General features: G+C 60.7%; 16 protein-coding genes. 12 read left to right on the forward strand and 4 right to left on the reverse strand.

Translation table 11 applies throughout. The features are described 5' to 3' along the window. Positions 1-8 precede the first annotated feature (8 nt). Positions 9-1,289 carry a tetratricopeptide repeat protein gene (locus ACZ5B4_RS06775; RefSeq protein WP_464913673.1) on the reverse strand — a complete coding sequence of 427 codons (1,281 nt, stop codon included), beginning with the start codon at positions 1,287-1,289 and terminating at the stop codon, positions 9-11. A gap of 514 nt (positions 1,290-1,803) precedes the next feature. Here ACZ5B4_RS06775 and ACZ5B4_RS06780 point away from each other — a divergent pair. The 6 genes from ACZ5B4_RS06780 (at position 1,804) to ACZ5B4_RS06805 (ending at position 8,848) form a co-directional block, all read left to right on the forward strand. Further along, positions 1,804-3,294 carry an NRAMP family divalent metal transporter gene (locus tag ACZ5B4_RS06780; protein WP_464913674.1) on the forward strand — a complete coding sequence of 497 codons (1,491 nt, stop codon included), beginning with the start codon at positions 1,804-1,806 and terminating at the stop codon, positions 3,292-3,294. Positions 3,295-3,364: 70 nt separating this feature from the next. After that, entirely contained in the window at positions 3,365-4,150 is a 786-nt protein-coding gene (locus ACZ5B4_RS06785) for an SDR family NAD(P)-dependent oxidoreductase (RefSeq protein WP_464913675.1), read from the forward strand. A gap of 199 nt (positions 4,151-4,349) precedes the next feature. Beyond that, positions 4,350-5,060: a hypothetical protein gene (locus ACZ5B4_RS06790; protein WP_464913676.1), complete on the forward strand. Its 711-nt coding sequence runs from the start codon at positions 4,350-4,352 to the stop codon at positions 5,058-5,060. A 216-nt stretch (positions 5,061-5,276) separates the two neighbouring features. Further along, positions 5,277-7,055: a type II and III secretion system protein family protein gene (locus ACZ5B4_RS06795; protein ID WP_464913677.1), complete on the forward strand. Its 1,779-nt coding sequence runs from the start codon at positions 5,277-5,279 to the stop codon at positions 7,053-7,055. 100 nt (positions 7,056-7,155) lie between these two features. Next, entirely contained in the window at positions 7,156-7,740 is a 585-nt protein-coding gene (locus ACZ5B4_RS06800) for a hypothetical protein (RefSeq protein WP_464911464.1), read from the forward strand. Positions 7,741-7,870: 130 nt separating this feature from the next. Then, entirely contained in the window at positions 7,871-8,848 is a 978-nt protein-coding gene (locus ACZ5B4_RS06805) for a tetratricopeptide repeat protein (RefSeq protein WP_464913678.1), read from the forward strand. A 54-nt stretch (positions 8,849-8,902) separates the two neighbouring features. On the opposite strand, the gene ACZ5B4_RS06810 is transcribed toward ACZ5B4_RS06805, so the two are convergent. Next, on the reverse strand, positions 8,903-9,466 hold the full coding sequence (locus tag ACZ5B4_RS06810) for an HD domain-containing protein (RefSeq protein WP_464913679.1): 564 nt from the start codon (positions 9,464-9,466) through the stop codon (positions 8,903-8,905). 919 nt (positions 9,467-10,385) lie between these two features. On the opposite strand from ACZ5B4_RS06810, the gene ACZ5B4_RS06815 reads away from it, so the two are divergent. The 6 genes from ACZ5B4_RS06815 to ACZ5B4_RS06840 all read left to right on the forward strand — a co-directional run bounded on the left by ACZ5B4_RS06815 (position 10,386) and on the right by ACZ5B4_RS06840 (position 21,398). Further along, entirely contained in the window at positions 10,386-12,503 is a 2,118-nt protein-coding gene (locus ACZ5B4_RS06815; RefSeq protein WP_464913680.1) for an HzsA-related protein, read from the forward strand. Positions 12,504-12,521: 18 nt separating this feature from the next. After that, the gene (locus ACZ5B4_RS06820) at positions 12,522-14,189 is read left to right on the forward strand and encodes a CRTAC1 family protein (protein ID WP_464913681.1); all 1,668 of its coding nucleotides are present in this window, start codon (positions 12,522-12,524) and stop codon (positions 14,187-14,189) included. A gap of 138 nt (positions 14,190-14,327) precedes the next feature. Beyond that, positions 14,328-17,204 carry a multiheme c-type cytochrome gene (locus tag ACZ5B4_RS06825; protein WP_464913682.1) on the forward strand — a complete coding sequence of 959 codons (2,877 nt, stop codon included), beginning with the start codon at positions 14,328-14,330 and terminating at the stop codon, positions 17,202-17,204. Between the two features lie 48 nt (positions 17,205-17,252). Continuing rightward, positions 17,253-18,524 (forward strand): ligand-binding sensor domain-containing protein, encoded by a 1,272-nt coding sequence (locus ACZ5B4_RS06830; protein ID WP_464913683.1) that lies wholly within the window; start codon positions 17,253-17,255, stop codon positions 18,522-18,524. A gap of 65 nt (positions 18,525-18,589) precedes the next feature. Next, positions 18,590-20,104, forward strand: a complete 1,515-nt coding sequence (locus tag ACZ5B4_RS06835) for an ABC transporter substrate-binding protein (protein ID WP_464913684.1) — start codon at positions 18,590-18,592, stop codon at positions 20,102-20,104. Positions 20,105-20,120: 16 nt separating this feature from the next. Continuing rightward, a complete protein-coding gene (locus ACZ5B4_RS06840) occupies positions 20,121-21,398 on the forward strand; it encodes an ABC transporter substrate-binding protein (protein ID WP_464913685.1) in 1,278 nt (425 codons plus the stop codon). A gap of 78 nt (positions 21,399-21,476) precedes the next feature. On the opposite strand, the gene ACZ5B4_RS06845 is transcribed toward ACZ5B4_RS06840, so the two are convergent. Next, positions 21,477-24,983 (reverse strand): CRTAC1 family protein, encoded by a 3,507-nt coding sequence (locus ACZ5B4_RS06845; protein ID WP_464913686.1) that lies wholly within the window; start codon positions 24,981-24,983, stop codon positions 21,477-21,479. A gap of 333 nt (positions 24,984-25,316) precedes the next feature. Further along, entirely contained in the window at positions 25,317-25,787 is a 471-nt protein-coding gene (gene bfr, locus ACZ5B4_RS06850; RefSeq protein WP_464913687.1) for a bacterioferritin, read from the reverse strand. Between the last annotated feature and the right edge of the window lie 121 nt (positions 25,788-25,908).

Consider the following 25,908-nt stretch of genomic DNA (forward strand, 5'->3'; position numbering starts at 1 on the left):
CGGCGCGGTCAATCCCGCGCGCTCTCACGAGGCTTCTTCTCCGCGGCGTCTCGGCCCTCCCGGATGCGAGACTCCAGACGCGGCAATCGCGGATTGTTCGGATCCTTCTCGCGTGACTGACGCAAGGCATTCTCCGCGTCATCCCAACGACCGCACGACAGGTAGGCCTCGCTCAGCAATTCGTAATTGACCGCCGAAGGGTCCGCGGCAACGACCTTTTCCGCCAGTGCCGCGGCCTCATCCGGGTTTTCGCCGGTATCGATGTAAAACTTGGCCAGCATGGCTTGCGGAATCGGATCGTCGGGAAACCTGGCCACGGCGGTCATCAACACGTCCTTGGTACGCAGAAAATCTCGCCGCCCGCCGTAGAAAGCCGCCAGAAACAGGTAAGGCAGCTTGTCGTCCGGATCGATGCGGCGCCATTCCTCCAGCACGGTCGCCGCCGCAACATCGTTGCCGAGCCGCTCGTAAACGACCGCCAGCATCCGCCGCGCTTCACGGTTGGCGGCATGAATCGCAAGCGCTCGGCGCAAATACTCTTCCGCACGACGCGCATCGCCGTGCGCATAATAGACCCCGGCCGCCCGGGTTTCCAACGTCGATAGCAGCTTCGCCGCCTCGCTGAAATCGCCTGAGAAACGCAATAGCGTCGGCTTGCCATCCAAATCCGACTTTCGTTTCTCGAACTGAGCGGCATATTCCTTCGCGGCCTCCTGGTCGCCGCGCAAAGCGTAGAGGCGGCTGAGCGACTCGTAGACATAAGCATTGCCGGAATCGGCGCGGAGGCATCGTTGGAAGACGTCTTCCGCCTCGATCAAATCCCCACGCTCCAGGAGTATTTCACCCAACACAAAAAGGCAACGCGCTGCTGCCGGGTGTTCTCTCAAATGCCCCCGCAGAAGCGACTCGGCTTCCGTCTCTCTGCCCCGCATCACGCGGTATTCCGCGGCTATCGCGACGGCATCAGAGCTATTCGGAAAACGCCGACTTAAGCGTGCATCCACGACCTCGGCCTCGTCCAGGACCTCCTCCATGCTCCGCGGCAGCTCCTCCGGGAAATCAGGTTCGAAGAGTTCGGGCACCCGAGACTCTGGGCCGTCTCCCGAGCCTATGTCTTTTGAAATACCTGTCGAGTCGCCATTTCCCAGGGAAGCTGCTTCCGGCAATGCCACGCGCTCCATCCGAGGAGATTCCGCTCGCCACGCCACCAGCCAAGGCGGCAAATAGGCGGCAGCAACGACGAGGGCCAAATAGGCCCACCCCGGTACAGGCATCCCGGCTTTCGGCATGATCTTCGATCCCTCCTCGCCCGCCCCAACTCTCGGACGAATCCCGCCTGTTTCGCGAGCCGACGGGTTTCCCGTTTGCCGACGATTTCGGTCTCAATCTTTCCACCCATTTTAGCCGCCCCATCGTGATGGGGGATACGGAACGAGCCGAAGAACCCGCTGGATAGTCCGATCCGAAGCCGCCTCGCGCCGCACGTCGGGATCTTCCCAAACGCGATCTACCCTGATTGAAAAAACGACGACAGGCGACTACGCTTGAATTGCCGAATTTCGGCAGCAGGGCGAACATTGCGGATCCGCAATCCCCCGCAGCGGTAACTGTCCGTCTCGTGTGGCTCGCACGGACGGAGTGTCGCCGTCGCGGTTCCGGTACGATGCTTCAATCAGCCGCCTTTTTGGGTCTGGTTCTGTGCCGGATTGGATCCGTAACGTGCGCTGGATCGTACCTGTCGCGGGCAATGCGGTATTGTTTTTTGACATGAAGGGGCACCCCAAGCTTTCAGGAGCGGTCGGAATGAGTACCTCTAGCAAAGGCCTGCCGATGGCGGCCAAATGGGATCCCGAAAAGCTCGCCAGAGATGAGCAGGTACTACGTGAATTGGAGAAAGAACCGCTTCTGAAACGCATTCGAGGCTATGCCAAGCTCACCGGACCGGCCTGGTTGCAAAGCGCCATGACGTTGGGGGCGGGAAGCGCGGCCGCCTCGGTGATGGCGGGGGCCTCGTTCGGCTACAAACTCCTCTGGGTCCAACCCCTCGCCATGGTCTTGGGTGTGGTGATGTTTGCCGCACTCGCCAAGATCGTTTTGAACACCGGAGAGCGTCCCTACCAACTATTCGCCCGCGAGTTGAGTTGGATTTTGGCGTTCCTATGGGCGTTGGGGACCATCGTCGCTTCGATCATATGGCACTTTCCGCAATACGGTTTGGCGGGAGGAGCCGCGTGGGACCTGGCTCAGGTCTTCGGCGCCCCCGCGGATCACCCCTGGCTGTCGTATGTCGTCCGGTTCGGAGTGGCCGTTTGCATCCTCGGGATCAACATTTTTACCGTTTGGAACTACGGCAGTCATTCCGCCGGAATCAAACTCTACGAAACCTTCCTGCGCTGGGTGATCCGAATCGTGATCGTCGCCTTTTTTGCCGTGGTCATTCTGTCCAAGACGGATTGGCTCGGTGTCTTCTGGGGATTCTTCGGCTTTTATCTCCCAAGCGACTCCACCGGTTGGACTGTCGTCTTGGGCGCCTTGGGAGCCACCGTCGGCATTAACATGACCTTCCTTTATCCTTACTCTCTCTTGGCAAAAGGTTGGGGAAAGTATCACCAGGGGCTTGCCAAATGGGATTTGATCAGTTCCATGCTGATCCCGTACACGATCGTGACCTCGCTTGTGATCATTGCCATGGCCAACACGGTGTATGACGGCAGGGATGTCGTGAACACGGACCTTAAGCCCGTCCAAGCGGCGGCCGTATTTTCCCAGCTTATGGGTTCCAATCTTGGCCGGATCATTCTCGACCTCGGGTTCTTGGCCATGACCTGCGGCGCCATCAGCACGCACATGGTGGTGTGCGGGTTCACGGTGTGCGAGATGTTCGGCCTGGAGTACACCGCCAAGCGGTTCCGAATCTTCGCCTTGACTCCCAGCATCGGTATTCTCGGTGCCGCGCTGCCCAGCCCGCTTTGGATGCCCGTACTGGCCTCGGCCATTTGTTTGACCATGCTTCCCATCGCTTACCTCGCCTTCTTCTTGATGGTGAACAAGAGATCGGTACTGGGAGAGGCATTGGGTAGCGGCCCCAAGCGGTGGGCGTTCAACATCGCGCTCATCGTCGCCATCGTCGTGACGACGGTGGGGGCCGGAATCAAGATCAAGACGGGTGCGATCGACCCCATCCGCAAGTGGCTCAACCCGCCCGCCGCCGATGCCGCCGAGAAACCCGCCCAAGGGGCGCCGCAGACGTCCGACCCGGTAGGTCCGGATCGGGAGACCCCTCCCTCGAAGTAGCCCCGATTCCCGCACTACAAGCGGTCGTTCCGTCTTCCCGTCGCCGACCGGAATCGGTCAGGAGAAACGAGTGGCGCGTCGCAACTTGGTTGGAAGCCGCGGAGTCATCACCGGTGCCTCAAGCGGGATCGGTAAGGCGCTCGCGGAAGAGCTGATTCGGCGTCAGTGCCGGATGGTGGTGGCAGCGAGACGAGCGGATAGATTGAACGACCTGGTGAGAATGGGCGAGACGCACAAGGCGGAAGTGTTTCCGTTTGTGGGCGACCTGGCGGACCCTGAAACCAGAATCCGACTTGCGACTTCGGTACGAGAGCAGCTCGGCGCACTCGACTTTCTCGTCAACAACGCCGGCATGGGGGCCCTTGGGCGTTTCGAGGACATGCCGCCCGAACGACTTCGTGAGGTCATGGAGCTCAATTTCTTCGGGCTGGTGGAGTTGACGTATGCCGTCCTTCCGCTGCTAAAGAGCGCACATCACCCCATCATTGTCAACGTTGGCTCCATCTTAGGACACCGCGGCATCCCTTGGCGAAGCTACTATTGCGCTTCAAAATTCGCCGTCCAAGGTTTCAGCGAGGCCGTTCGAGCGGAGCTCTCACGGCACGGCATTGACGTACTTGTCGTCAGCCCGGGACGAACCAAGACTGAGTTATTCGAGGGCCCGCTTGAACGGGGAACCGAGCCGGCGTGGCCGGAACCAAAACCGGTCACTGCCGAATACGTCGCCAAAAAAATCGTCAAAGCCATGACCCAGGGAAAAGCGGAAATCATTCCCCACGTATGGGGAAAAGGCATGGTCCTGCTGAGCAGACTCTTCCCCCGGCTGATGGACTGGATTCTCAAGCGCTACGCCTGAAACAGTGGATTAGGGGAATCCGGCGATTCTGCTCTGCTATGGCATAACCAGCATTCGGGGAATTTCGGCAAGGCTCGATGCAGTAAAAAATATTGCCACAAGCCCCCATTCTGCTTATGCTGTAATTAGCACTCATCTTTCCGACTTGGCGCAATCGGCAATTCCGCTGCTCGATTTTCTAACTTATCGAGAATTAGGTATGAAGACTCGGCAGTCGACCGTCGCTCTTTTCCTCATCAGCCACCTCATCCTATTTACCACAGGCTGTTTTTTGCTCGGCGCAGCGGACGAACTGGTCGCGGACGCTGCCGGGAACTCGTCAGGCTCGAGCGACGACGATTCTACTAAGGTTCAGAACGAGACCGTTCGCCGACTTCTGGAAAAACTCGACGATACCGACGCCGATCCGGAATCGATTCGCACGGTCCGCCGAATGCTGATTCAGGCGGACAAGGAATTGTCCCAGGGCTTGGCTGGAAACGGCCGTTCCCCACGGCAAAATGGATCATTCGCCCCTCCGAAAGCTGCGAGCGGCGGTACCGAATCGGACTTGTCAGCCAATCAAGCGGCTCCGAATCCGGCGGCCGGCAACGCTAAAGAGACCGTTGCTCCGAACTCGTCCAAGCCCGGCCAGGCCAGGACTCCAATCGTGGAAGCCCTTCTCACCGTGCTCGACGAGATTGCCGAGGCCGACAAGGACGCAAAGGATGCTATTCGCGACGCCTTGACGCAAGCAGATTCGCAACTCTCGCAATTTCTGGGAGGCAAGAGCAAGGAACGAATCCTTCAGGCCAACCGCAAAGCCCCCGTTCGCGTGCCCGTTGAGCCGCACCGTAGCTCTCCCGGCAAGGCGGGCAAGGCGAATCAAGACGGCAGCACCGAGAACGAGAACCCTTCGCAGCGCGACTGAGACCCGTCTACAGGCTGGGCTTCGGCGGAACTTTCGGTGTCCGCGGACCTTTTCTTCAACAACACCGATCACAATTCTCGATACTCGTAAGGGAATGCGCAATAACCGCTGCGCACGTTATCGCCGGCATTCCCCTCTTTTTCGGCTTCCGTGCGCGAATGCACCGACAAGGAAGTTTCTATGCAGGGCAAGGACTGCTCCCTACGGATAGCTGCGTTGGTTCTTGTACTCATTCTTCCGATCGCGGCGTCGGCCCAAGAGCAGGTTCTGATCCTCCGGGATCAAGGAACGGTGCAACCGGCGGGGAATGCCGGGAAAGGCGACGCGGAAAGCCCGCCGGAGACCTGGCTGTTTCTCGAGGACGCGCCGGTTCCCCGCGACGAAACGTCTTACGGCGAAGTCGAAGTCACTGTTCCGACGTTCCCGGAATCGGAGTTGGAAAGCCGGCCCAAACCTACCGTAAGACGCCATTACCCGGTTGCATTGACCTCAATCGAGGAAGTAGCGCCGCTACTGGAACCCACCCCGGCAAAAGCGAACCAACCGACTCCAGCCGTCCCCGACCAACTTCCACCCTCCGGCGAGGGAACGCGAGACGTGGCCGCGCCGTTTGAAATCATCGAGGAGTCGGGAGAGTTGACGGTGATCGTGCGGCGGAGCAAGCTGCTGCGGACGAAGGTGGACGTGTACCGCACGGCGGTGGTCGATCCGGCGGTGTGCGACGTCAGTCAGTTCACGCCCCGCGAGATCGCCATCCTGGGCAAGGGGCAGGGGGCCACGCACGTCACGTTCTGGTTCGCCGACGATCGTTATCGGCCGGTGACCTACCTGGTCCGCGTCAAACCCGACCCGGAGATCGAAAAACAGCAGACCGAGCGGTATGCGTTGCTGCAATCGCACCTGGCCCGGCTGTTCCCCGAGAGCAAGGTCGAGCTGCTGGCGGTGGGAGACAAGCTGATCGTGCGGGGTCAGGCGCGGGACGCCGCCGAAGCCGCCCAGATCATGGCCGTGATCCGCGGTGAATTGATCCGCGCCCGGGGCGTGGCCGAGGGGCAGGCCGACGACCCGGTGGGTCGCATGGCCGCCGGCCAGGATCTGCCGGCCCTGCAAGTGATCAATCTGCTCCGCATCCCCGGCCCGGCGCAGGTCGCCCTGAAGGTCAAGATCGCGGAGTTGAATCGCTCGGCCGCCCGCAACTTCGGCGTGGACATGAAGCTCAATCTCGATCAGGGCAAGTTCCTGATCCAATCGTTGCTGAACCTCAGTTCCGGCGGGACGGCCTCGATCCTGGGGACCTTCGACGGCGGGGACCTGAAGTTCGGCATCCACTACCTGGAGGAGCACGGCGTGCTGCGGATGCTGAGCGAGCCGACGCTGGTCACGCTCAGCGGTCGGCCGGCCACCTTCATCGCGGGCGGCGAGTTCGCCGTGCCGACCACGGTGGGCGTCAACGGCGTGGGGGCGGTGACCACGGACTTTCGGGCCTACGGGGCGATCATCACCTTCCTCCCCACGGTCATTGACAAAGACCTCATCCGCCTGGAGGTCTCGCCGGAGTTCAGCCAGATCGACAACAAGAACAAGGTCAACGGGACGCCGGGACTGCGGACCCGGGCGGTGACCACCACGGTGGAGATGCGGGAGGGTCAGACCCTGGCCCTGGCCGGTCTGTTGGACGACTCGATGTCGGGTAACAACCAGGGGGACCTGCCGATCGTGGCCCAGATCTTCGGCCGCCGCAGCATGTCCCGCAACGAGACGGAGTTGATCATCTTGGTGACGCCGGAGCTGGTCCACCCGATGGAGCCGGAGGAGACGCCGCCGCTGCCGGGCTTCGACGTGACCGAGCCGACGAACCACGAGTTTTTCATCAAGGGACACCTGGAGGGCCGGCCCACGCTGGAGTACGACGGCACGACCTGGCCCAACCTCCGCCGGCGGTACAACGCGGGCGGACCGGCGACGATCTCCGGTCCCTTCGGTCACGGGGACTGACACGACCGGCGGGCGGAGAGGCAAGGGCGGCGGTGCGCGGCGGCGTGCGAACCGCCCCAGCGATCAGACACGAAACGAAGCAAGACCCGGAGCGGAAGCCATGGAACGGCATCGGCAATATCAGGCAGGCGTGCGTCCGCGATCGCGGCGGACGGCGGCGGAGACGATCGGCGGGCTGGCCCTGCTGGCACTCTTGAGCGGCTGCCACGGGGCGGTGGGGGAGGCCAAGCGGGGACCGGCCTACGACCGGCCCTTCCCCTTGGGCCAGGTCACCGACGCCCATTGGGAGACGATGCAGACCAACGCCGAGGCGGCCGACTTCATCTTCTACGACCACGAATTCGTGGGCCGGACCCCGGAGTTGACGCCGCTGGGGCGAAAACACCTGCTGTCGGTCGCCGTGCGGCTGAAGCACGTCCCCTTCCCGGTGGTGGTCGAGGAACTGCCGGACGAGAAGGACCCGGCCTTGGATCAGGCCCGGCGGGCGACGATCGTGAACCTCCTGACGGAGTTGGGCTATCCGCGGGAGGAGATCGACGCGCGCGTGATCACGGCCCCCGGCTTCACGGCCGGCCTCAGCGCCGTGGAGGGCGAGGCCGCCTACTACCGCACGCTCAACGATACCTACGGCACCGGCGCCGGCTACGGCGGCTACGGCCGCTCCTTCGGCGGCCTCCGGCGGTAACGACGCCTCCGACCCGCGTTACTCCCGGCCTCCCGAGGGGCGGGCAACGGCCGGCTGATTTCACGGATCGGAGACGGCCGCGGGCAGCAAGCGAATTTCGAGGGATCAGCGAGAGATAGCTGAAAAAGCCATGCACATCAACACGCCCACGCTCCTTGCCGCACTCGTTTGCCTTTGTCTGCAATCGGGCTGTAGCACTCTCACGGAAGCTTTTAAAGGCAAGAATGATCCCACTCTTGCCGCAAAACCCGGAGAATCCGCACTCGGTCTTGCGACTGCTTCCCCATCCACCTCAAAGCAGACCGCCGCAAAGCGTCTCTCCGATGCGGAATACAACGCGCAAATCCTTCAGGGCAAAAACTTCGAACGGGTCAAAAAGTGGGAAGAGGCTCGGTCAACCTATCAGCAGTTGATCGCCGCTCGCCCCGACCGCTACGAGGCGTTCCATCGTCTGGCCGTCGTCGCCGACCGCCAGCAGCGATATTCCGAGGCCGAGGCGCTCTACTCCCAAGCCATCCGCTTGAGTCCCGGGAATCCGGAGCTGTTCAACGATCTGGGCTACTCCTACCTCCTGCAAAACGAATTCGCAAAAGCCGAAGTCGCTATTCTGAAGGCCGTGGCGATCGCACCGTCGAACGAGCGGTATCGCAACAATTTGGGATTGGCATACGGTTTCCAAGGCCGATACGAAGAGGCGATGGAACAATTTCGCAAAGCGGGAAGCGAGGCGGATGCCTGTTGCAATATGGCTTTTGTCCTTGCCCAGCAAGGCCGAACGGCGTCGGCCGAGGAATACTTGCAGAGGGCGATCAGCCGTGATCCTCATCACAAGGCTGCTCGTAAGGCATTGGAATCGCTCTATTCGACACCGGAAACGGGCGACGACGCTCTTCTGACCCAAGGCGTACGGCGTTGGGAACCGTTCGAGAACTACGGCCGCTCCGAGGACTCGGCGCTCGAAGCCAAACAGCCGATCGTTCAGACATCCCATGCCACGCCGTCCACCGCGGCGCGAGTTGCCTCTTTCGGTCGGCCGACATCCCAATCGCATCTGCAATCCGCCCGTTCCGCTTGGAGTGCGGGCATTCAGGAGCAAATCGGGGAATAACAACGCTCCGCTCGGTCAAAGTTCCGTCGCTTTCGCGGCCGTTGAGACACCGAGCTAATCGTTTTCGCGAGCCAACCGTTCCAAGTCCGCCAAGACCGATTCGAGGTCACGAACCTTTGCGCCGACTTTTCGCCCTTGGCGGTCCAATCGGGCCAGCTCGATGAGTTGCTCGAAGTCCGGATGGGATTCCAGCCTGGCCCGCAGCCGCCTTCCGACGCTGCCATTCAACCACTGCTTGGCCAAGGGAAGGTTCTCCACGAACCAGCGAGTCCTGGGCGAAGTGCAATCTTCGATCGCCCGCAACCCCGCTTTGACGTGGTCTCGGGGATCGATCGCCTTTCCGACATCGTGGAGCAAGGCGGCCAGAAGAAACTCCTCGTCGTAGGGGTAGGACTGCCACGCCAATTCAAATACTTGGAGGCTATGATAAAGAGCATCCCCTTCCGGATGCGTCCGGCCGTCCTGCCGTACGAACTCCAAGGCGGCCAGGAGCTTGCGATACCTCTGGATCGGACTCACCACGTCCTCACCAACCGCAATCGTCGGGGCCGCGCCGTCTTCGGGTCGCTCCGCTCGCAGCAGGGCATCCAAGGCATCTACTCCGATACCGGCCGCCATCCGTGGCTCCGGAGTTTCGCCCCCGGAAGGCGCCGTGATGAGCACGTTGAGCAGGACCGGAAAGCGTCCCCGCAACACGAGCGTCCCCGCATCGTCGTCGTAATCCGCGCTCCCATTCGAGTGGGATTTGCTCTCTACGAAGTCAATCCCGCCATTCCGGAGGGCCGCGCGTACGCTGTCCAAAGAGTCTGACAAGATCTCGATCCGTATCTCGCGACCCCGGTATATGAATCCAAAGGCAGGATCTCCGACCAGTCGGGGAGAAAATGCCGCTAAAGAGCGCATGACGTCCAGGGCGGCCGTTTGCAGTTCTCGAAGCTCCGAACGGCGGAGTTGCGGCTCCGAGGCCCGGGAAAGATTTCGCAATTGACTCTCAATCTCTGCAAATCCTGGTAAATCATTCGCAAAGTTGGCCTCTTTGGCGAAGCGCATCGCAGCCCTGGCACGGGCTTTCGCCAAATCCGTCTCCTCTTGCCGCAGGAGAAGCCGCGCCGCCTCTAGGGCGATTCGTCGACGAATGTTGATGTTTTTCATCGATTTAGGGTTTATTGGAAAGGTCGTTACCTCGTTCGAGAACGGTCTTCAATCCACAGCAGCTCGGGCCGCGTTTCGAATCATGGATTTGGAATCAAGCGACGCACAAACGCTTTCATCATTTGGATATCACTTTGATATCATCGAACAACCGACTTACGCATCCGTATACGGAGCAGCCCGATTCAGTATCCCGGTAACAAAATACTTGAAAGATAGTAGGAAAGTTGTATACTTACCATGATATTGCGGCGGTATCACAACGATCGAACTTCGCGATGGCGATTCATCGCAGCCCTGTGAGTCATCATTCCGATTTGCCGGCTCCTCTGATTGTTATCTCCGATTGCGGGTGCGAAGCAACGAGATTCCGCGGGGTTTTTCAATGAGAACCAAACGCATTATCAGCAGCGCCTTCTTCTTATTATGCTCAGTCGGCGCAAGTGTCAGCCCTTGGGCCGACACCCATGCTAACGCCCCCCACGGTTGGGATCGCCTGCCCCATGCCGTCGTCCTCGTCCAAGTCCCCTTTCCACATCCATGTGAGGAGGACGAGGCGGCACAGCCCGAGTTGGCGGCACAGGACTACCTCGACGGCGCTCGGCTGGTGCTTTTGCGGCCCGGAAGTGATCCGGAAGTCTTGGTCCCCCAGTTCGACAGCGCGGGGGATCCCGAAGTCTCTTACGACGGACAACACTTACTATTCTCGGGAAAAAGAGAGAAGGCCGGCCCGTGGAATATCTTCGAGTTGGATATGGCCACGCGTGAAGTTCGGCAAATCACCCGAGATCTGGGAAACTGTCGGCAACCCCGTTATCTGCCCCGCCAGTTCATGTTGGTTGCAATGGCGTCTCCCCCGACGCACTCGCAGCCATCGTCGGCACCAAGCGGAGAAGCGGAAGTCGAAGGGAAATTCACGTTTCAATCCGCCGACGAGGCATGGACCTTGATAGGTTTCGTGCGGGAATCGTCCGACATGCGAAGCGAGGGATCTCCCTTGCCGGTAACGCGTCTGTACTCCTGTCGTCCCGACGGCACCCAAGTGCGGCGACTCACGGCAAATCTCGCACGCGACTTCGATCCGAGCGTTTTGCCGGACGGCCGCATCGTCTATTCCGCATGGCGGCGGAGCAGTCTGGCCCGAGGTCCGCTGGGATGGATCAGTCTGCTGGCGCTGAACACCGACGGCACGGATATCATGCCGATTTGCGGGGACGTCGGCGCGCGGAGCAAACGGATGGCGGCCGCGGTCCCTCAAGGTCTCTTGGGCAAATTGGTTTTCGTGGAATCCGACGTCGCGTCCTGGGACGGGGCAGGGGACTTGGCTACTGTGGACCTGCGTCGTCCTTTGGCTACTTACGCCGTTCTGAAAAAGGATCAGGATTTCGCCTACCACTCACCGTCATTCTTTGCGGAGGGCGAAGTCTTGGTGTCGCGCCGCCCGCGCGACGGCTCGGCCTCGCACGCGTTAGGGATCTTGCAGCTAGCCGACGGAGAATGGACGCCTTTCTTCGACGATCCCCGATATCATGATTTTCACGCCAAGATCGTCGCTCCCAGGCCCGAACCGGACGGCCGTTCTTCCGTGGTGGACGACCACGACCCATTTGGAACGCTCTATTGCCTGAATGTAAATATCAACGATCTCCCGGCAGATCGGCAAATGTCCGCCGGAATGGCCCGCGCCGTAAGGATCCTCGAAGGGGTGCCCATGAGCGGCAACCGCGCCGAAAGCGGCCGGGTCGGCGAAACCGTCGTCCCGGACGGTGCCGTACGACGTCTATTGGGCGAAATTCCCCTTTATCCGGACGGCTCGTTCCAAGTCAAAGTCCCGGGCGGGGTACCCTTGGAAATCCAGCTCCTCGACGAAGACGGCATGAATCTGCGGAGCTGCGGTTGGATTTGGGCACAGAACCGTTTCTACCAGGGCTGCATCGGTTGTCACGAGGATCGCGAGTTGGTTCCGGACAATCGCATGGCGGATGCCCTCTGGAAGCCGGCCCCCACGCTGGCGCCGCCGGAGACCCAGCGACGGACGCGCGACTTTTTGCACGATATCTGGCCGCTCGTGGTCAAGGATTGCGGCGATTGCCACGGCCCGACCGGCGCCCATTCACCTCGGCTGTGGCAGACGGCTTCCACCGGCACTCCGTCCGAGCTTGCCGCCGCGCGGGAGGCCTTCGTTGCACTCATGGTCCCGGAATATCCCGATTGGCGCGACGGCAAGGGGCGGTACGTCGTACCCGGACACGCCCGCCTTAGCCCGGTCATTTGGCACCTAGCCGGGAAAAACACGGCGCGTCCCTGGGATGGTCCGGTCGCCTCCCAACCGGTCGTTTCCATGAATCGCCCGGAAAGTAGTTACCCCGTCGATTCACTCAAGACTTGGGTCGAATGGATCGACTTCGGCGCCACGTGGGACGCCGCCCTAGATCAAACATCTTCCAAAGGGCGTGAAGCGTCCGAAAAGGATCGGAGCGACGATCCCGCCGATGGAAACTGAACTCTTGGGACCTACGGCATGAATCCTGCTCCAATCCATCGTCAAGATTGTCATAGCCGAATTGCCGTGCTCTCACGCATTGCGATCGCCGCCATCGCGAGCTTTCTCCCGTACACCGTAAGCGGCGAGGAGGCGCTGCCTCTTTTCACCGACATCACGAAACAAGCCGGCATTACTTTCCGCCATTCCATCGGCGATCTGGAGTTGAGCAATATCGTCGAAGGCTCCGGCTCGGGTGCATGCGTCTTCGACTACAACAATGACGGCTGGATCGATATCTATTTTCTGAACGGTGCATGGACGCCCGGCGTGAGCGACAATCGGGGCCGGCACCTCCGTGGAAAGCTGCGCAACACGCTATACCGGAACAACGGAGACGGGACTTTCACCGATGTTACCGAAGAGGCGGGCGTCGGCGACTTGTCGTTCAGCTTCGGGGCGTCCGCCGCCGACATCGATAACGACGGCGACCTGGATCTCTACGTGCTCAATTACGGGCCCAACGTCCTTTATCGCAACAACGGCGACGGCACCTTCACCGATATTTCGCGGTCATCCGGCCTGGACGATCCCCACTGGTCGCTTTCCGCGCCGTGGCTCGACTACAACGGCGACGGCTATCTCGACGTCTACGTCTGCAATTACCTAGAGTACGATTTGGGGGCTTTTTCCGCCTATTATCGTGCGGACAACTTCCCCGGACCGCTGAGCTACAAGGGACAGCCGGACTTCCTCTACCGCAATAACGGTGACGGTACTTTCACGGACGTGACGCGCGAAACCGGCCTCTGGAATCCCGAGGGGCGGGGAATGAGCGCCACCGCGGTCGATTTGGATAACGACGGCCTCTTGGATATTTTCGTGACCAACGATGCCATGGCCAACGATTACTTCCGCAATCAAGGCGACGGCACCTTCGTCAACGAAGCCTTGCCGCTCGGTTTGGCGTTCGGAGAAGGCGGCCAAGGCGTTTCCTCGATGGGACCGGATTTCGCGGACGTCAATCGCGACAAGCTCTTGGACGTTTTCATTCCGGACATGGATTACGGATGCCTGATGTTTAATCGGCGGGACTACTTTGAGGACGTAACCGCCCGGGCCGGCGTCGCACAAGTCTGCGGGCAATACACCGGTTGGGGCAGCGTACTGTTCGATTACGACAACGACGGCCACGTGGACATTTTCGTCGCCAACGGCAATGCCCATCATGAGTTTCCCGAGGAGGACGTCCTTTTGCGCAATAACGGCGACGGCACCTTCAGCGATGTGGCCCGTGCGTCGGGCGACTATTTCGGCGAAAAATGGGTCGGCCGCGGGGTGGCTTGCGCCGACCTGGACAACGACGGCGATCTCGATCTGATCGTCGTTAATCTCAACAGCGAGGCCCGGATTCTGCGGAACGACGGTGGAAACCGCAACCACTGGCTCATGGTGCGACCGAAGCTCGCCAAAGAAAAGCGCGATGCCGTGGGTTCACGCGTGACGATCGTCGCCGGCGGACAAACGCAGTTCCGTGACGCCGTGCCGGTGCGAGGTTACCTGTCGCAAATGGATCCCCGCGTCCATTTCGGTCTGGGCGGAGTCTCCACGGTGGATCGCGTCGAGATCCGCTGGCCGGACGGTTCAAAGACCGTTCTCACCGGCGTTCCCGCCGACCAGGTTTTGGAAGTGGTCAAACCGGAATGAGCGCGTGTGAGGGCGACGAGTGATTCATTTTTCAGAATAAAAAGTATTTCATCAAAGACGATGGTTGCTCGCCGTACGGGGCGGCCCCTTTGGGCAGGGAATCGGCCGGGCGAAAGCAGAGACGCCTGGAGGGTGGCGATGTTCTTTCGGGGACGGCATGTCGGCGCCGAGTGGCTACCATTCCTCGGTCTGCTCCTGATCGGTATCGGCCGGACGGCCGGGGCCTTCGAGGGGGCTCTGCGCCACCCGGTCTACGTGGGCGTCAAGGTCTGCGCCCAATGTCACGACGGCGACGCGATGGGAAATCAATGTTCGATCTGGGCCAGGTCCAAACACGCCGACGCCTACGCCGCCCTATCCAAACCCGAGGCCCGGCAAATCGCCAAGTTGAGCGGGGTCCCCGTCCCCCCACAGCAATCGCCTTTGTGTTTGGGTTGCCACGCCACGGCCGCCGAGGCCGAACCCTGGGAACGCGACCCCACGTTCGCGATTCAGGACGGTGTGCAGTGCGAACACTGTCACGGGCCCGGCAGCGAGTATGCGGATGCAGCAATCATGATGAATCGCGAACAGGCCATGAAAAGAGGCCTGCGAATGCCGAGCAAAGAGGAATGCCACTCGTGCCACGCGCCCAAAGGTTCTCATGACGCCGTCTTGAAAGGCCAACGATTGGACATGGACGCGGCCTGGGAGCAGATCAAGCACCCCACCCCCGAAAACGCCGAATTCCGCAAGCCGTCTTTTCCCGAGTTTGTCGCCTCCCCTAAAGAACCCGCCTTCGTGGGGGCCGCATCCTGCGCCGAATGTCACGAAGGTCCGGATCAACAAGACCACTTCAGTGCATGGAAGCGCAGCCGTCACGCCGACGCCTTCGCCGTCTTGGCCACGGCTGAAGCGCGCGCCATCGCGGCCGCCATGGGTGTTGCCGGCGACCCGCGTACGAAGTTGGAGTGCCTGAAGTGTCACACCTCGGTCTACCATCGACCGGCTTCGCACGTGCTGGGAACCGCCTCGGTATACGAGGGGGTGTCCTGCGAAGCGTGTCACGGGCCCGGCAGCCAACACGCCCAGACCTATTCGCGACCTCAAGCCGCCGAAAAGAACGGCTTGCTCAAGGTCAACGCGGCCGTCTGCCTGAGCTGCCACGAGAACGCTCACGGCAAGCCTTTTCAAATCCCCGACAACTTGGCCGAGGCCTCCCATCCGACCCGAGCGCGCGAGCGCGAAGAAGTGGAACCGCAGTACAAGACTCCCGTCAACCTCGCGGTCAGCCCCGACGGTAAAGAGCTGTATGCGGCCTGCGAGGCATCAAAAAGCGTCGTTGTGGTCGATCTCGGATCATTACGGAAGGTAGCGGAAATCTCTGTCGGTGCGCAACCGCACGACATCGCGTTCTCCCCGGACGGCAAGACCGCCTTCGTCAGCAACCGACTGGATGATACCGTTTCCGTAATCAACACCGGTTCGCGCAGGGTCACGGCGACGATCCCTGTGGGAGACGAGCCGCACGGTATGGTTGTGGACCGCCGAGGGGCCTTTCTTTACGTTCTCAACACGCTTTCCGAAGATATCTCCGTCATCGACTTGAGCACGCAGACGGAAGTCAAGCGTCTGGCGGCGGGGCGCGGGCCCTGGTCGGCCGCCATCTCCGCCGACGGCAATTGGATTGCATGCACCAATGTCCTCTCGCATTTCGTCCCGTTTCGTACGCCTTCGCGTTCCGAGGTGACGCTGATCGATGCCCGGGAGGGAAAAGTGACGCTGCGTGCGATGGTGCCGGGCGCCAACGGCCTCCGCGGCATCGCTTGGCATCCCAGCGGAGACTTCGCCCTTTTCACGCTCAATCGGCACAAGAATTTGGTCCCGATGACGCGCGTGGTCCAAGGATGGACAATCACGAACGGATTGGGGATTTTGTGGCGGGACGGCCGCGTGGATCAGGTGCTCCTGGACGAACCCGGCATCGCCTTTCCCGATCCCACGGATGTGATTGTCACCGAGGACGGCAAACACGCCTTGGTGACCAGTGCCGCCTCGAACCGGGTGGCCGTCGTCGCGGTGGACAGGCTGCTGAAAATTCTCGAATCCGCCGATGAGACCGAACGCGCGCAGGTCATCCCCAACCACCTGGGAAAGGCGTCGGAATACGTCCTCAAGTGGATCGAGACGCCCATCTGCCCGCGCGGCATTGCGATTCAGCCGGGTGCCGGCCGGGCCTTCGTGGCGGCCTCGTTGGACGATCGGATTGCCGTGATCGACCTAAATACCTTCGAGGCGGCGGGCGTCGTGCAACTCGGTGGGCCGCAAGTCATCACGAAGGAACGCCTCGGCGAGCGGGTCTTCCATTCCGCCGCGAATACCTTTCAGCGGCAATTCGCTTGTTCCAGTTGCCACCCGGACGGTCACGTCGAAGGCTTGACCTACGACATCGAACCGGACGGGATCGGCGTCAACCCCGTGGATAATCGCACTTTGCGAGGGATCCTGGACACGGCGCCGTTCAAATGGGAAGGTTTGAATCCGTCACTTTCGCGGCAGTGCGGGCCGCGGCTTGCCGTGTTCTTCACGCGCATTCACCCTTTCACGCCCGAGGAATTGTCCGCCCTGGATTATTACATCTGCACCATCCCCTCGCCGCCTAACCGGCATCGTCCCATGGGCGCGGAACTGACGCCGGCACAGCGCCGCGGCAAAGAGATTTTCTATCGCACCATGACCAACGACGGGCGGCTGATTCCCATGGAAAAGCGTTGCAGCACTTGCCATTATCCGCCGCTCTATACCGACCGCCGCATTCACGACGTGGGCACGAAAATGCCCCTCGATGAGCACGGCCTGTTCGACACTCCCCAGTTGTTCAACGTGTACAATTCCGCCCCTTACCTCCACAACGGCATTGCCGAAACGCTGGAGGAAATTTGGACGCGGTTCAACCCCTACGATCAACACGGTGTGACCAACGATATGACGAAGGATCAACTGAACGATCTCATCGAATACTTGCGGACGTTGTAGTGATCGGTGTATTCGCGTTATCAATACAAGGCGATCGGAGGTCCGGTCATGAGAAGCGTGAGTCGTATGCGGAGACTGTTGCTGCGGTCGGCGGCCGTTCTGCTTTTGGGTAGCTGGGCCGGCGTCGGTTCGACCGGGGAGAGCACCGAGGCACAACCGGAGCCTGCGCTGCCCGCGCTGGCTTTCGGACAAAGCGTGGAAGGCGTATCCGACGAGGATTTGCCGTACGTTTATACTCAGTGGAAGAACTATACCGTCGCGGACGGGCTTCCCAACGATCATATCTTCAGCGTCAAGGCCGTCGCCGAGGCGGTGTGGATCGGCACGGAGGATGGGCTGGCCCGATTGGACAAGAAAACCGGCCGAATACAAAGTTGGAAGGAGGCCGACGGTTTGCCATGGCGGGCCGTCACGTCCATTGACGTCGATCCGAACACGGGCGATGTTTGGCTGGCACTTTTCGGCGGCGGACTGGCCCGGTTTTCCGGCGGTCGCTTCGATCATTTCCATCAACTCAACAGCGGCCTGGTGAACGATGTCGTCTACGGTGTGGCCGTCGAGAACAACCATATTTGGTGTGCCACCACGGCCGGCGCCAGTCGCTACGATATTGTGACCGGTAAATGGGATGTCTTCACGGAAAAGAACGCCCCGATGGAGGAGATTTGGAATTACAACGTGACCTACGCACCGTCGGTCAACAAGGTATTTCTTGCGGTCTGGGGCAGCGGTTGCTTGGAGTTCGACGTTCCCACCGAAAAATGGAAAGTCTATTTGGATCCCGACAAAGAAATGGAAATCGACCTCTACCGCGATGATGGGATCATCCACGTCATCACGACCTCAGCGAGCTTCGCGGACGGCGCCTTGTGGGTGTCGGGGTATTTCGGTAATTGCCGTTACGACGGTCGGCATTGGCGAGGCTTTTATGCCCACGAAACCGGCCTGCCCAGCGACTTCACCAATTTCCTCAAGGCCCGTTCGGCCAATGAGGCTTGGCTTTGCACCGATAAAGGTTTGGGCGTAATAGCGGATTACGCCACGGACACGTACGTCGCCTACTATCGCAATGCGGACAACCCCGGCGGGGTTGCTAAGGTGTCTCGTCAAGGACGTTTGCTTCGTGAAATTCCGCTTGAGGTTTCAATCGCGCACAATTTCATAATCGGCGTTGACTTCGACGGCGACGACGTTTGGGTCGCCACCGCTCACGGCCTTTCTCACGGAACCGGAAAGGGCTATTATTCCGGTGTTAAGAAAGACGCCGACCGGCCAAAAGCGATCGCGGCGACGATTCAGGAGAAGGCGACCGCACCGTAATCGACATCCGTTCCAGAACCGCAAGTGCCGAATCGGGCAAAATCTTCGTAACTCGGAGGTGATCCATGCGAAACCGGACATCTTTGATTGCCGTGCTAATCCTCGTGGGATATCTATGTAGCCGCCAAGCGCCGGCTCTGGGCGAGGACCCGCCCGCCGCCGGCGCAACGACGAAAGCGGACTTCGGCGTTCCCGTCGAACCCAGCATGAAACCCGTCCTTGAGGCCGTTCACGCGATTAGCGATCCCTATCGTGCTCCAAAACTGCCGCTCAAAATCGATCAGAATTACGGGCACACTCCGCGCGATTTGGAACCGTTCGGCTACGTGGCGCCTTTCAAACGACACTTTTTGGTCCAGATGGAATACACCGGACCCGGTCGCGGGATTCCCGAACCGGAGCACGTCGACTCGGTCAAGATCGGTTTCCTCGGTCCGATCGAGCCGACCGTCTCCGTCGCCACGGGTGGAAGAAGCCACGAAGAAAACCTCGGCCAAATGATGCTGCGGGGAACCCAACTGGCCGTGGAAGAAGCCAACGAAGAGGGCGGGTATCGCCGTCGCGGAATCCCCTTCGAACTGGTCGTCCGTAACGACAACGGACTTTGGGGCTCCTCGGGAAACGAGATCATCAATCTTGCCTACAAGGATCAGGTTTGGGCGATCCTGGGTACGATCGACGGGGCGAACAGCCACATCGCCATTCGCGTCGCGCTGAAGGCCGAGATTCCCATGATGAATACCGGCGACACCGATCCGACGTTCATCGAAACCAACATTCCCTGGGTGTTTCGCGTGATTTCCGACGACCGCAGGCAATGCTACCTGCTCGTTGATTACATCTACCGCAAGATCGGTATCCACAAATTGGGAATCATCCGAGCCAGCAATCGCTACGGCCGATTCGGCGTTCGCGAGTTGCGTGACGGCAGCCGTCGCCTCGGCAAGCCGGTGCCTCTGGAAATGGCTTATTTCGTGGGTCAAGCCGACTTCGCTTTGGAACTGCAACGCTTGAAAGACGCCGGCGTCGAGGCCGTGGTGCATTGGGGCGACGCCGAGGACGGCGCCCGAGTTCTGAATCAGATGCGCGAGATGGGAATGAAGCAGCCGTTCTTCGCGTGCGATCGCTGTCTCGGACCCGAGTTCGCCGAGATCGCCGGAAACAACGCAGAGGGCGTGGTCTGCGCATCGCCCTGGAATCCCGAGCGAGACGATCCGCTGCTCAAAGCATTCCGCGAGCGATTCACGCAGCGATTCGGCGTCGAACCCGATACCTATGCTGCGCACGCCTACGACGGCACCCGGATGCTCATCTGGGCGATCCAGCTCGCCGGGCTGAACCGCGCCAAAATACGAGATGTCTTGGCTTATCGTACCGAGCCTTGGCACGGCGTCGTCGGCAAGATTCAATTCACCGCCGCTTTGGACGGACGCGAAGAAGTATTCCTGGCGATCCGAGAAGGCCGCCGATGGCGATACTATTCCCGCGAAGAGTTGAATATTCCTTCCGGTGAAATCGAGAAATACACCGACCATCTCCGGACGGTTCCGAGCGATTTGACTCAGTTGCAACAGCCTTGAATCGCGGTGAACCCGCATGTGGAACTTGCACCATCGGCGACGGCATAGGCCCGTGCTTTGCCGCTCGCCGGTCTTTTTCTTGGCCGCCTGCGTATGGGCGCTGGGGTCGCTTCCAAGCGACGCACGGGAGGAAACGGCGCCGCGTGCCGATGCTCCGCCTCACCGGGACTTCCGTCACGCGGAAACCCTCACGGCTCCTGATTTGCGATCGTCGTTCGCCGCCGCCCAGGACGGAATTGTTGTCGGGTATTTCGGGCCGTTCGAGACCGAAAAGGACGCCGACACTTCGCTGTGGCTTGCTGCTGAATTGGCACGAGAGGACATCGCGGGGGAATGCCTCGACGGCCGTACCCTGAAATTACTGCCGGCTTGGTCCCAGTCACCGTGGACCGGCGGGACCGAGGTCTTGACCGATCTGATTTTTCGACGGCAGGCGTTGGCTGTCATCGGCAGTATCGACGGCGAAAGCACGCACCTGGCCGAGACGCTCATCGCAAAGGCCCATGTCCCGCTTCTTTCCTCCGTATCCACCGCGAAGAGCGTCAATCTTGCCAACGTGCCGTGGACCTTCAACGTCCTGCCGGGAGACCACCTCATCGCTCCGAAACTGGCGCGATACTTGGCCGCCTCGGCACGCTCTCTCGCGGTGATCAGCGGTCCGGACCACGATTCGCGGGGTTTCTGGGGAGAATTGCGGCCGCACCTTCCGGCGGAGCGTATCGCTCTGACGGGCTTGTGGACGGTTCAAGGAGCCGGCAGGGAGGAATCGCAATCGCTCGCCTTAATCGCCGGCAAAGTCGTGACGGCGAATCCCGAATGCGTCCTGATCACCGCGAATCCGGTCACGGCGGCTCGTGCGGTGCTTGCGCTCCGCGAAGCCGGCTATTCCGGTGCCTTGGTAACGGACGCCCGGGGAGGGCGGCGTGCCTTCCTGGAAACCGCCGCCGGCGCCGCCGATGGGATTGTGTGTCCCCTTGTTGTCGAACCGTCCGACAGGCTGGAAGATTGGTTCACCCGTTTCCAGAGCCGATTCGACCGAACAGGCGACTATGCCGCCGCCGCGACCTACGACGCGGCCTGCCTCCTGTTTCGTGCCGCCATCCGCGCCTCCTCGCCGCAACAAGCGATCGTCGATCGCGCGAGTATCGCCCAAGCCCTTCGCCGTCTCTCTCCGTACGCCGGCATCACCGGCCGCATCGAGTGGGACGACCTCGGCGCCAATCGTCGGCCGGCCGAATTGGGTGTTATCCGGGGTGGAGCGGTGCGACCGATCGCGTCGGACGCCTCCCAGTGATCGGGGCCATGGAGATACGCGATCGGACACCGCGGCACCCTCGCGGCGGGGAGCACCGCAGCGGTCTTCTTGCCCGGCTCATCGATCAACGGTCACGGCCGGCGAACCGATTCGCCTGGTGTTAAAGATCTCCTGCGCGCGGCGCGTGGCCGGCGTCTCCGGGTAGGTCTCCTCCGGGGGATACGGATAACGAGACATGCCGTGGAAGGGCAGGGGGGCCACCGTTTCGCCGGCGGCCGTGTACAGGTCCATGTCTTTACAATAGCTGTCCGTCTTGAGAAGCCAGGAGCGAACGTAACCGGGAGGCGGATCGGGGATCGCATCGGCCTGGAATTCCACCGCCACCTCTTCGCCCGGTCCCAGGATCACGAAGGCATCATCCGGATTTTCGATCAGCTCGCGAACGTCGCCGAATCGTGTAAACGCCCCAGGCAGCGATTTCCACGACAGCGTGTAGTCGATGTTGGCGTAATCCAGCAGGTTCGGGCCTTTTCCGTCGGGTGAATACTCGCGGGGGAAGCCCAGATATCGCAATTCCGCGCGCGACGCCGCTAACTCGTGAACGCGATTCGGCGATATGACTTCCACCGCGGCCAAAAAGACCCGATCCCAGTACAGTTCCATATTGGAGCGAATTCGAAATCGACGATCACCGGGGCGCAAAAGTTGCGTCAAATCGACGGTCATCCAGTGATTGATACCGGCAGGGTAGGCTGCTTCGCGAAGGATCTCCACCCACCGGCCATCGCGAAAAACGTCGATGCTGGGGGCCTCCAGCCGCACCCCCGCCTGGGCCGCGGCATAATTCGTCTGCGAATAGCCGTACTCGACCCAGCCGTTCGCGACCAGAACGACTCGCCGTTGCCCGGCGATCCAATTTCCCAATTCCGTCCCGAAATCCAGCTCGATGCCGTGGGGCAAAGCGACGCCGCAAAAGCGCGGGTCCAATTCAGTCGCTCCCGCATACACGCGATCGACTTTCATCAGGGCCTTCAACACGTCTTCATCGAGATGATTTCGGGCTGCGACGGGATCCAGCCGATCTTGCTCGCGAATCACGAAAACTTCGAACGGCGGCGGTGACAGGTTCACTGCCATCATTTCGTGCGGCAGAACCATCGCCTCGGCAGGGTGATCGACCGCCACCAGCTTGATTTCGTCCAGATAGACGACCTCCTCCAAAGGCTCCACGATTCTGATTTGATACCGACCATCCTTCTCACGAAGCCCCGGAATTGGGACGATTTCCGTCGGGTCGGGTGCGGCATAGACGCCGGGGGAAACAAGATATCCCAAGCCGCCCATGCCCCCGAAATCGCTGATGAAGGCGAACTTCTCGCCGTCCCAAGCAAAAAGATGGGGACAGGATGAGGTCTTGCGCGGGATTTCGGCCACCTTGTGGACTTGATCGGCCGGCAAACCGACTTCCGCTTGCAGCACACCGTCGGGCCAGGTGATGCGAAGCCATTGGACCTCGGTGTTATCTCCCAAGCCGAAATGCAAGCGTAGCGGCCCCGCGGTCGACGGACCGTTGACGGTTCCGACCACCTGCTGAGCCGTGATCGTGCCCGATTTGATTTCGACACGAGCACCGATGGCGGATTCGTTGGAGCGCGATTTCTGGTCGCGGTAGCGAGTCCCCGCGAGGTCGAATTGCACCCAATGCCCGCCCGGCGTAACGTTCTTCAACCATTTGGGTGCGCCGTCCAGCGGCAAGAGAAGCACGTCCAGCCTGCCGTCGACGTCGGGATCGGCAGCCAAACACGGAGCGTTTCCGGAAGAATTCAACGCCGCGAACAAAAAACCGCCATCCAATTTCTCACAATTGAGCCAACGTCGGCGAGGCAAATCGTTGATGAGGGCCACCGGTCCACGACTCCCGTCGGTGCGCAGCGCGTCGCCGATTACCAGGTCCAAATCGCCGTCGTTATCAAGGTCCGCGAATTGGGCCGTCGTTCCGCCTCGCGCCCCCGGCACCGCGGTGAATTCGGGGACTTCCTCGAACCGCAAGTCTCCCACATTGCGAAACAACCGGTTCTCGGTCCCGGTCATCACCAACAGGTCGATGCGGCCGTCATTGTCGAAGTCTCCCGAGGTGGCAGCCACACAACCGGAAACCCGCAGGCCCGTCCGTTCGGCGTCGAAGAGACGGTACTTCCCGACGCGATCATTCACCCAAAGGACGGGCGCACCCTGGGCGGGCAACAGCACGGCATCGGGATCGCGGTCGCCGTCGATGTCGGACCAAACGAAATTGACCGACGCTTTTCCCGCGGCGTTAAACCCCAGCTCGTCGGCGGCCTCCCGATAGGTACCGTCTCGGTTATTGCGCCATAGCCGCACGACGCCGCGATCGGCGGCCGTCGGCAGACAACACGCAAGGAGGTCCAGGTCGCCGTCGCAATCCACGTCGATCATCCGTACCGCGGCGGTAAATGTTCCCTCCGGCAGGCTCGACGACAGGGATTCCATCCGCGTGAATTGTCCGGTACCATCATTTTCCCAAAGCTCGTCTTTCCCTGCGCGGCCCAGCCATAGATCTAGATCGCCGTCATTGTCCACGTCTCCCGCCGCGACCGACACTACATGATCCGAAAGAGTCGCTGCGGCTTGGAAACCGCCGGAGCCGTCGTTCCTAAGGATCTGCGCTGCGGCGTTTTCGCCCACACCGTAGACGATCAAGTCGATATCACCGTCGCCGTCCCAATCTCCCAACACGGCCCCGCCCGTGCGAACGCGAACGTTTTCCCACTCCCAGGACCGAATTTCCACCGGTAAAGCGACAACCTCCGGAGAGAAGGTGAAGGGCCGAACGGCCTGCTGCTCGGCGTGAGGGAGGGGTAAATCGTCCGGCCCCAAGGCCAGATAGTACTTTCCGGCAGAGCCGTAGATCTTGCGGACCGTGAAGCTGCCGCCGGCCAACTCCGCGTTATTCAAGGCTCGAAATCGCTCGAACAAGGGGGCGGCCTTGTCTCGCTGCCCGCCGCGTTGATAAAGCATGGCCAGCCGATACACGGCGGACACGAATCCCGGATCCCGGGTCGTAGCTTGCTCCAACAGCGAAACGGCCTCGTCGTTGCGGCCCAAGACGATCAAGGATTCGGCGGTTTTGAAAGCCGCGTGGGCGTCGTCGGGGTCTTCGCGATGAACCCGCGAAAAACATTCCAGCGACTTTTCGTGCTCACCGACGTGTTCGTAGTACAACCCCAGCCCATACCATGCATGCAGGGAGTCCGGCCTCTCCGCCACGAGCTGTTGCAGCAAGTCGCGAGCTCGATTCAAGGCATCCGTTCCGCCGGATTCCTCCTGCATATTCAGGTACGCCAAGGCCAGGTTGAATTTCGCGGCGAACCAATTCGGCTGCGATTGAAGGACTTGGCGAAAGGTCTCAGCCGCCGCGGAATACTCGTACTTTTCCAACAGCGCGCAACCGCGATTAAAGGCGGCAAGCGCCTGGTAGGCGGACGATCGGTCGGCCGGGGTCTCAGCCCGGGATACCATCCCCGCCGAAACCGCGGCGAGTGTGATCACGGCGATTAGTGCCGAAGTCATGACTTGTGCGGCAGTCAAGGGACGGGCCACCACGTGCTCCTTCCTCGTCCAAGGGTAGGCCAATTTGGCAACCAACGCCGTCACCCAAGGGAAAAGTTTCCGCGAAAAAGCCTTTTCCACGGTCACTTGCGGCTCAAGTCTCGTAGATTCAGCGACGGCACGGCGGAGCCCCGGACGTGCCCGCAAAAGCCCAAACGCGAGGAACCTCGATTCTTCGGTATTCGGAACCTACCGCCGGACCTGGATCGAGGCCGCATCGACCGCTCACCGTAACTTCGTGCCTGCCAGAAGATCCCTTTACATTGTAGGCAGGCGACGATCGGATGGAGCAGCAATCCGAACAGCGGCGGCCGAACCCGATCATTCTCATTCTTTGGCCTGGGTGCTCAAATACACCGCGGCGCCCATTTGCTGAATCTGGTCGAGCTGTTCCTCCAACCAATCCACGTGGGCGTCTTCGTCCTTCAGGATGGACTCCAAGAGCTGCCGGGTCACCGCATCTCCCACCTTGTCCGCCAAATGGATGGCCTCGTTATACAGCTTGACGGCGTCCAATTCCGCGTTCAGGTCGAATTGGAATTGCTGCGGGATGTCCGGCCCGATATGGACCGCGTTGAGTTTGGACACGGTGGGCGTTCCGCCGAGAAAGATGATGCGCCCGATCAGGCTCTCGGCATGCTTCATCTCCTGAATGGCTCGACGCTCGACCGACTTATGGAGCCGTTCGTAGCCCCAGTCGTCGCACATTTCGGAGTGGACCATGTACTGCATGATGGCCGTCAACTCCTCGGCCAACAACTCGTCCAACTGTTTCAACAATTCGGGATTGCCTTGCATGAATCCGATCTCCTTTTGTAGAAGTCCCCCCCAAAACGATGATGCACAACACTCGATTATCGGGGCACCGTGCGGGCGACACAAGATCGCGTTCGCGACGTCCCAAACAGCGACGGACGAT

Source organism: Thermogutta hypogea (genome assembly GCF_055386265.1).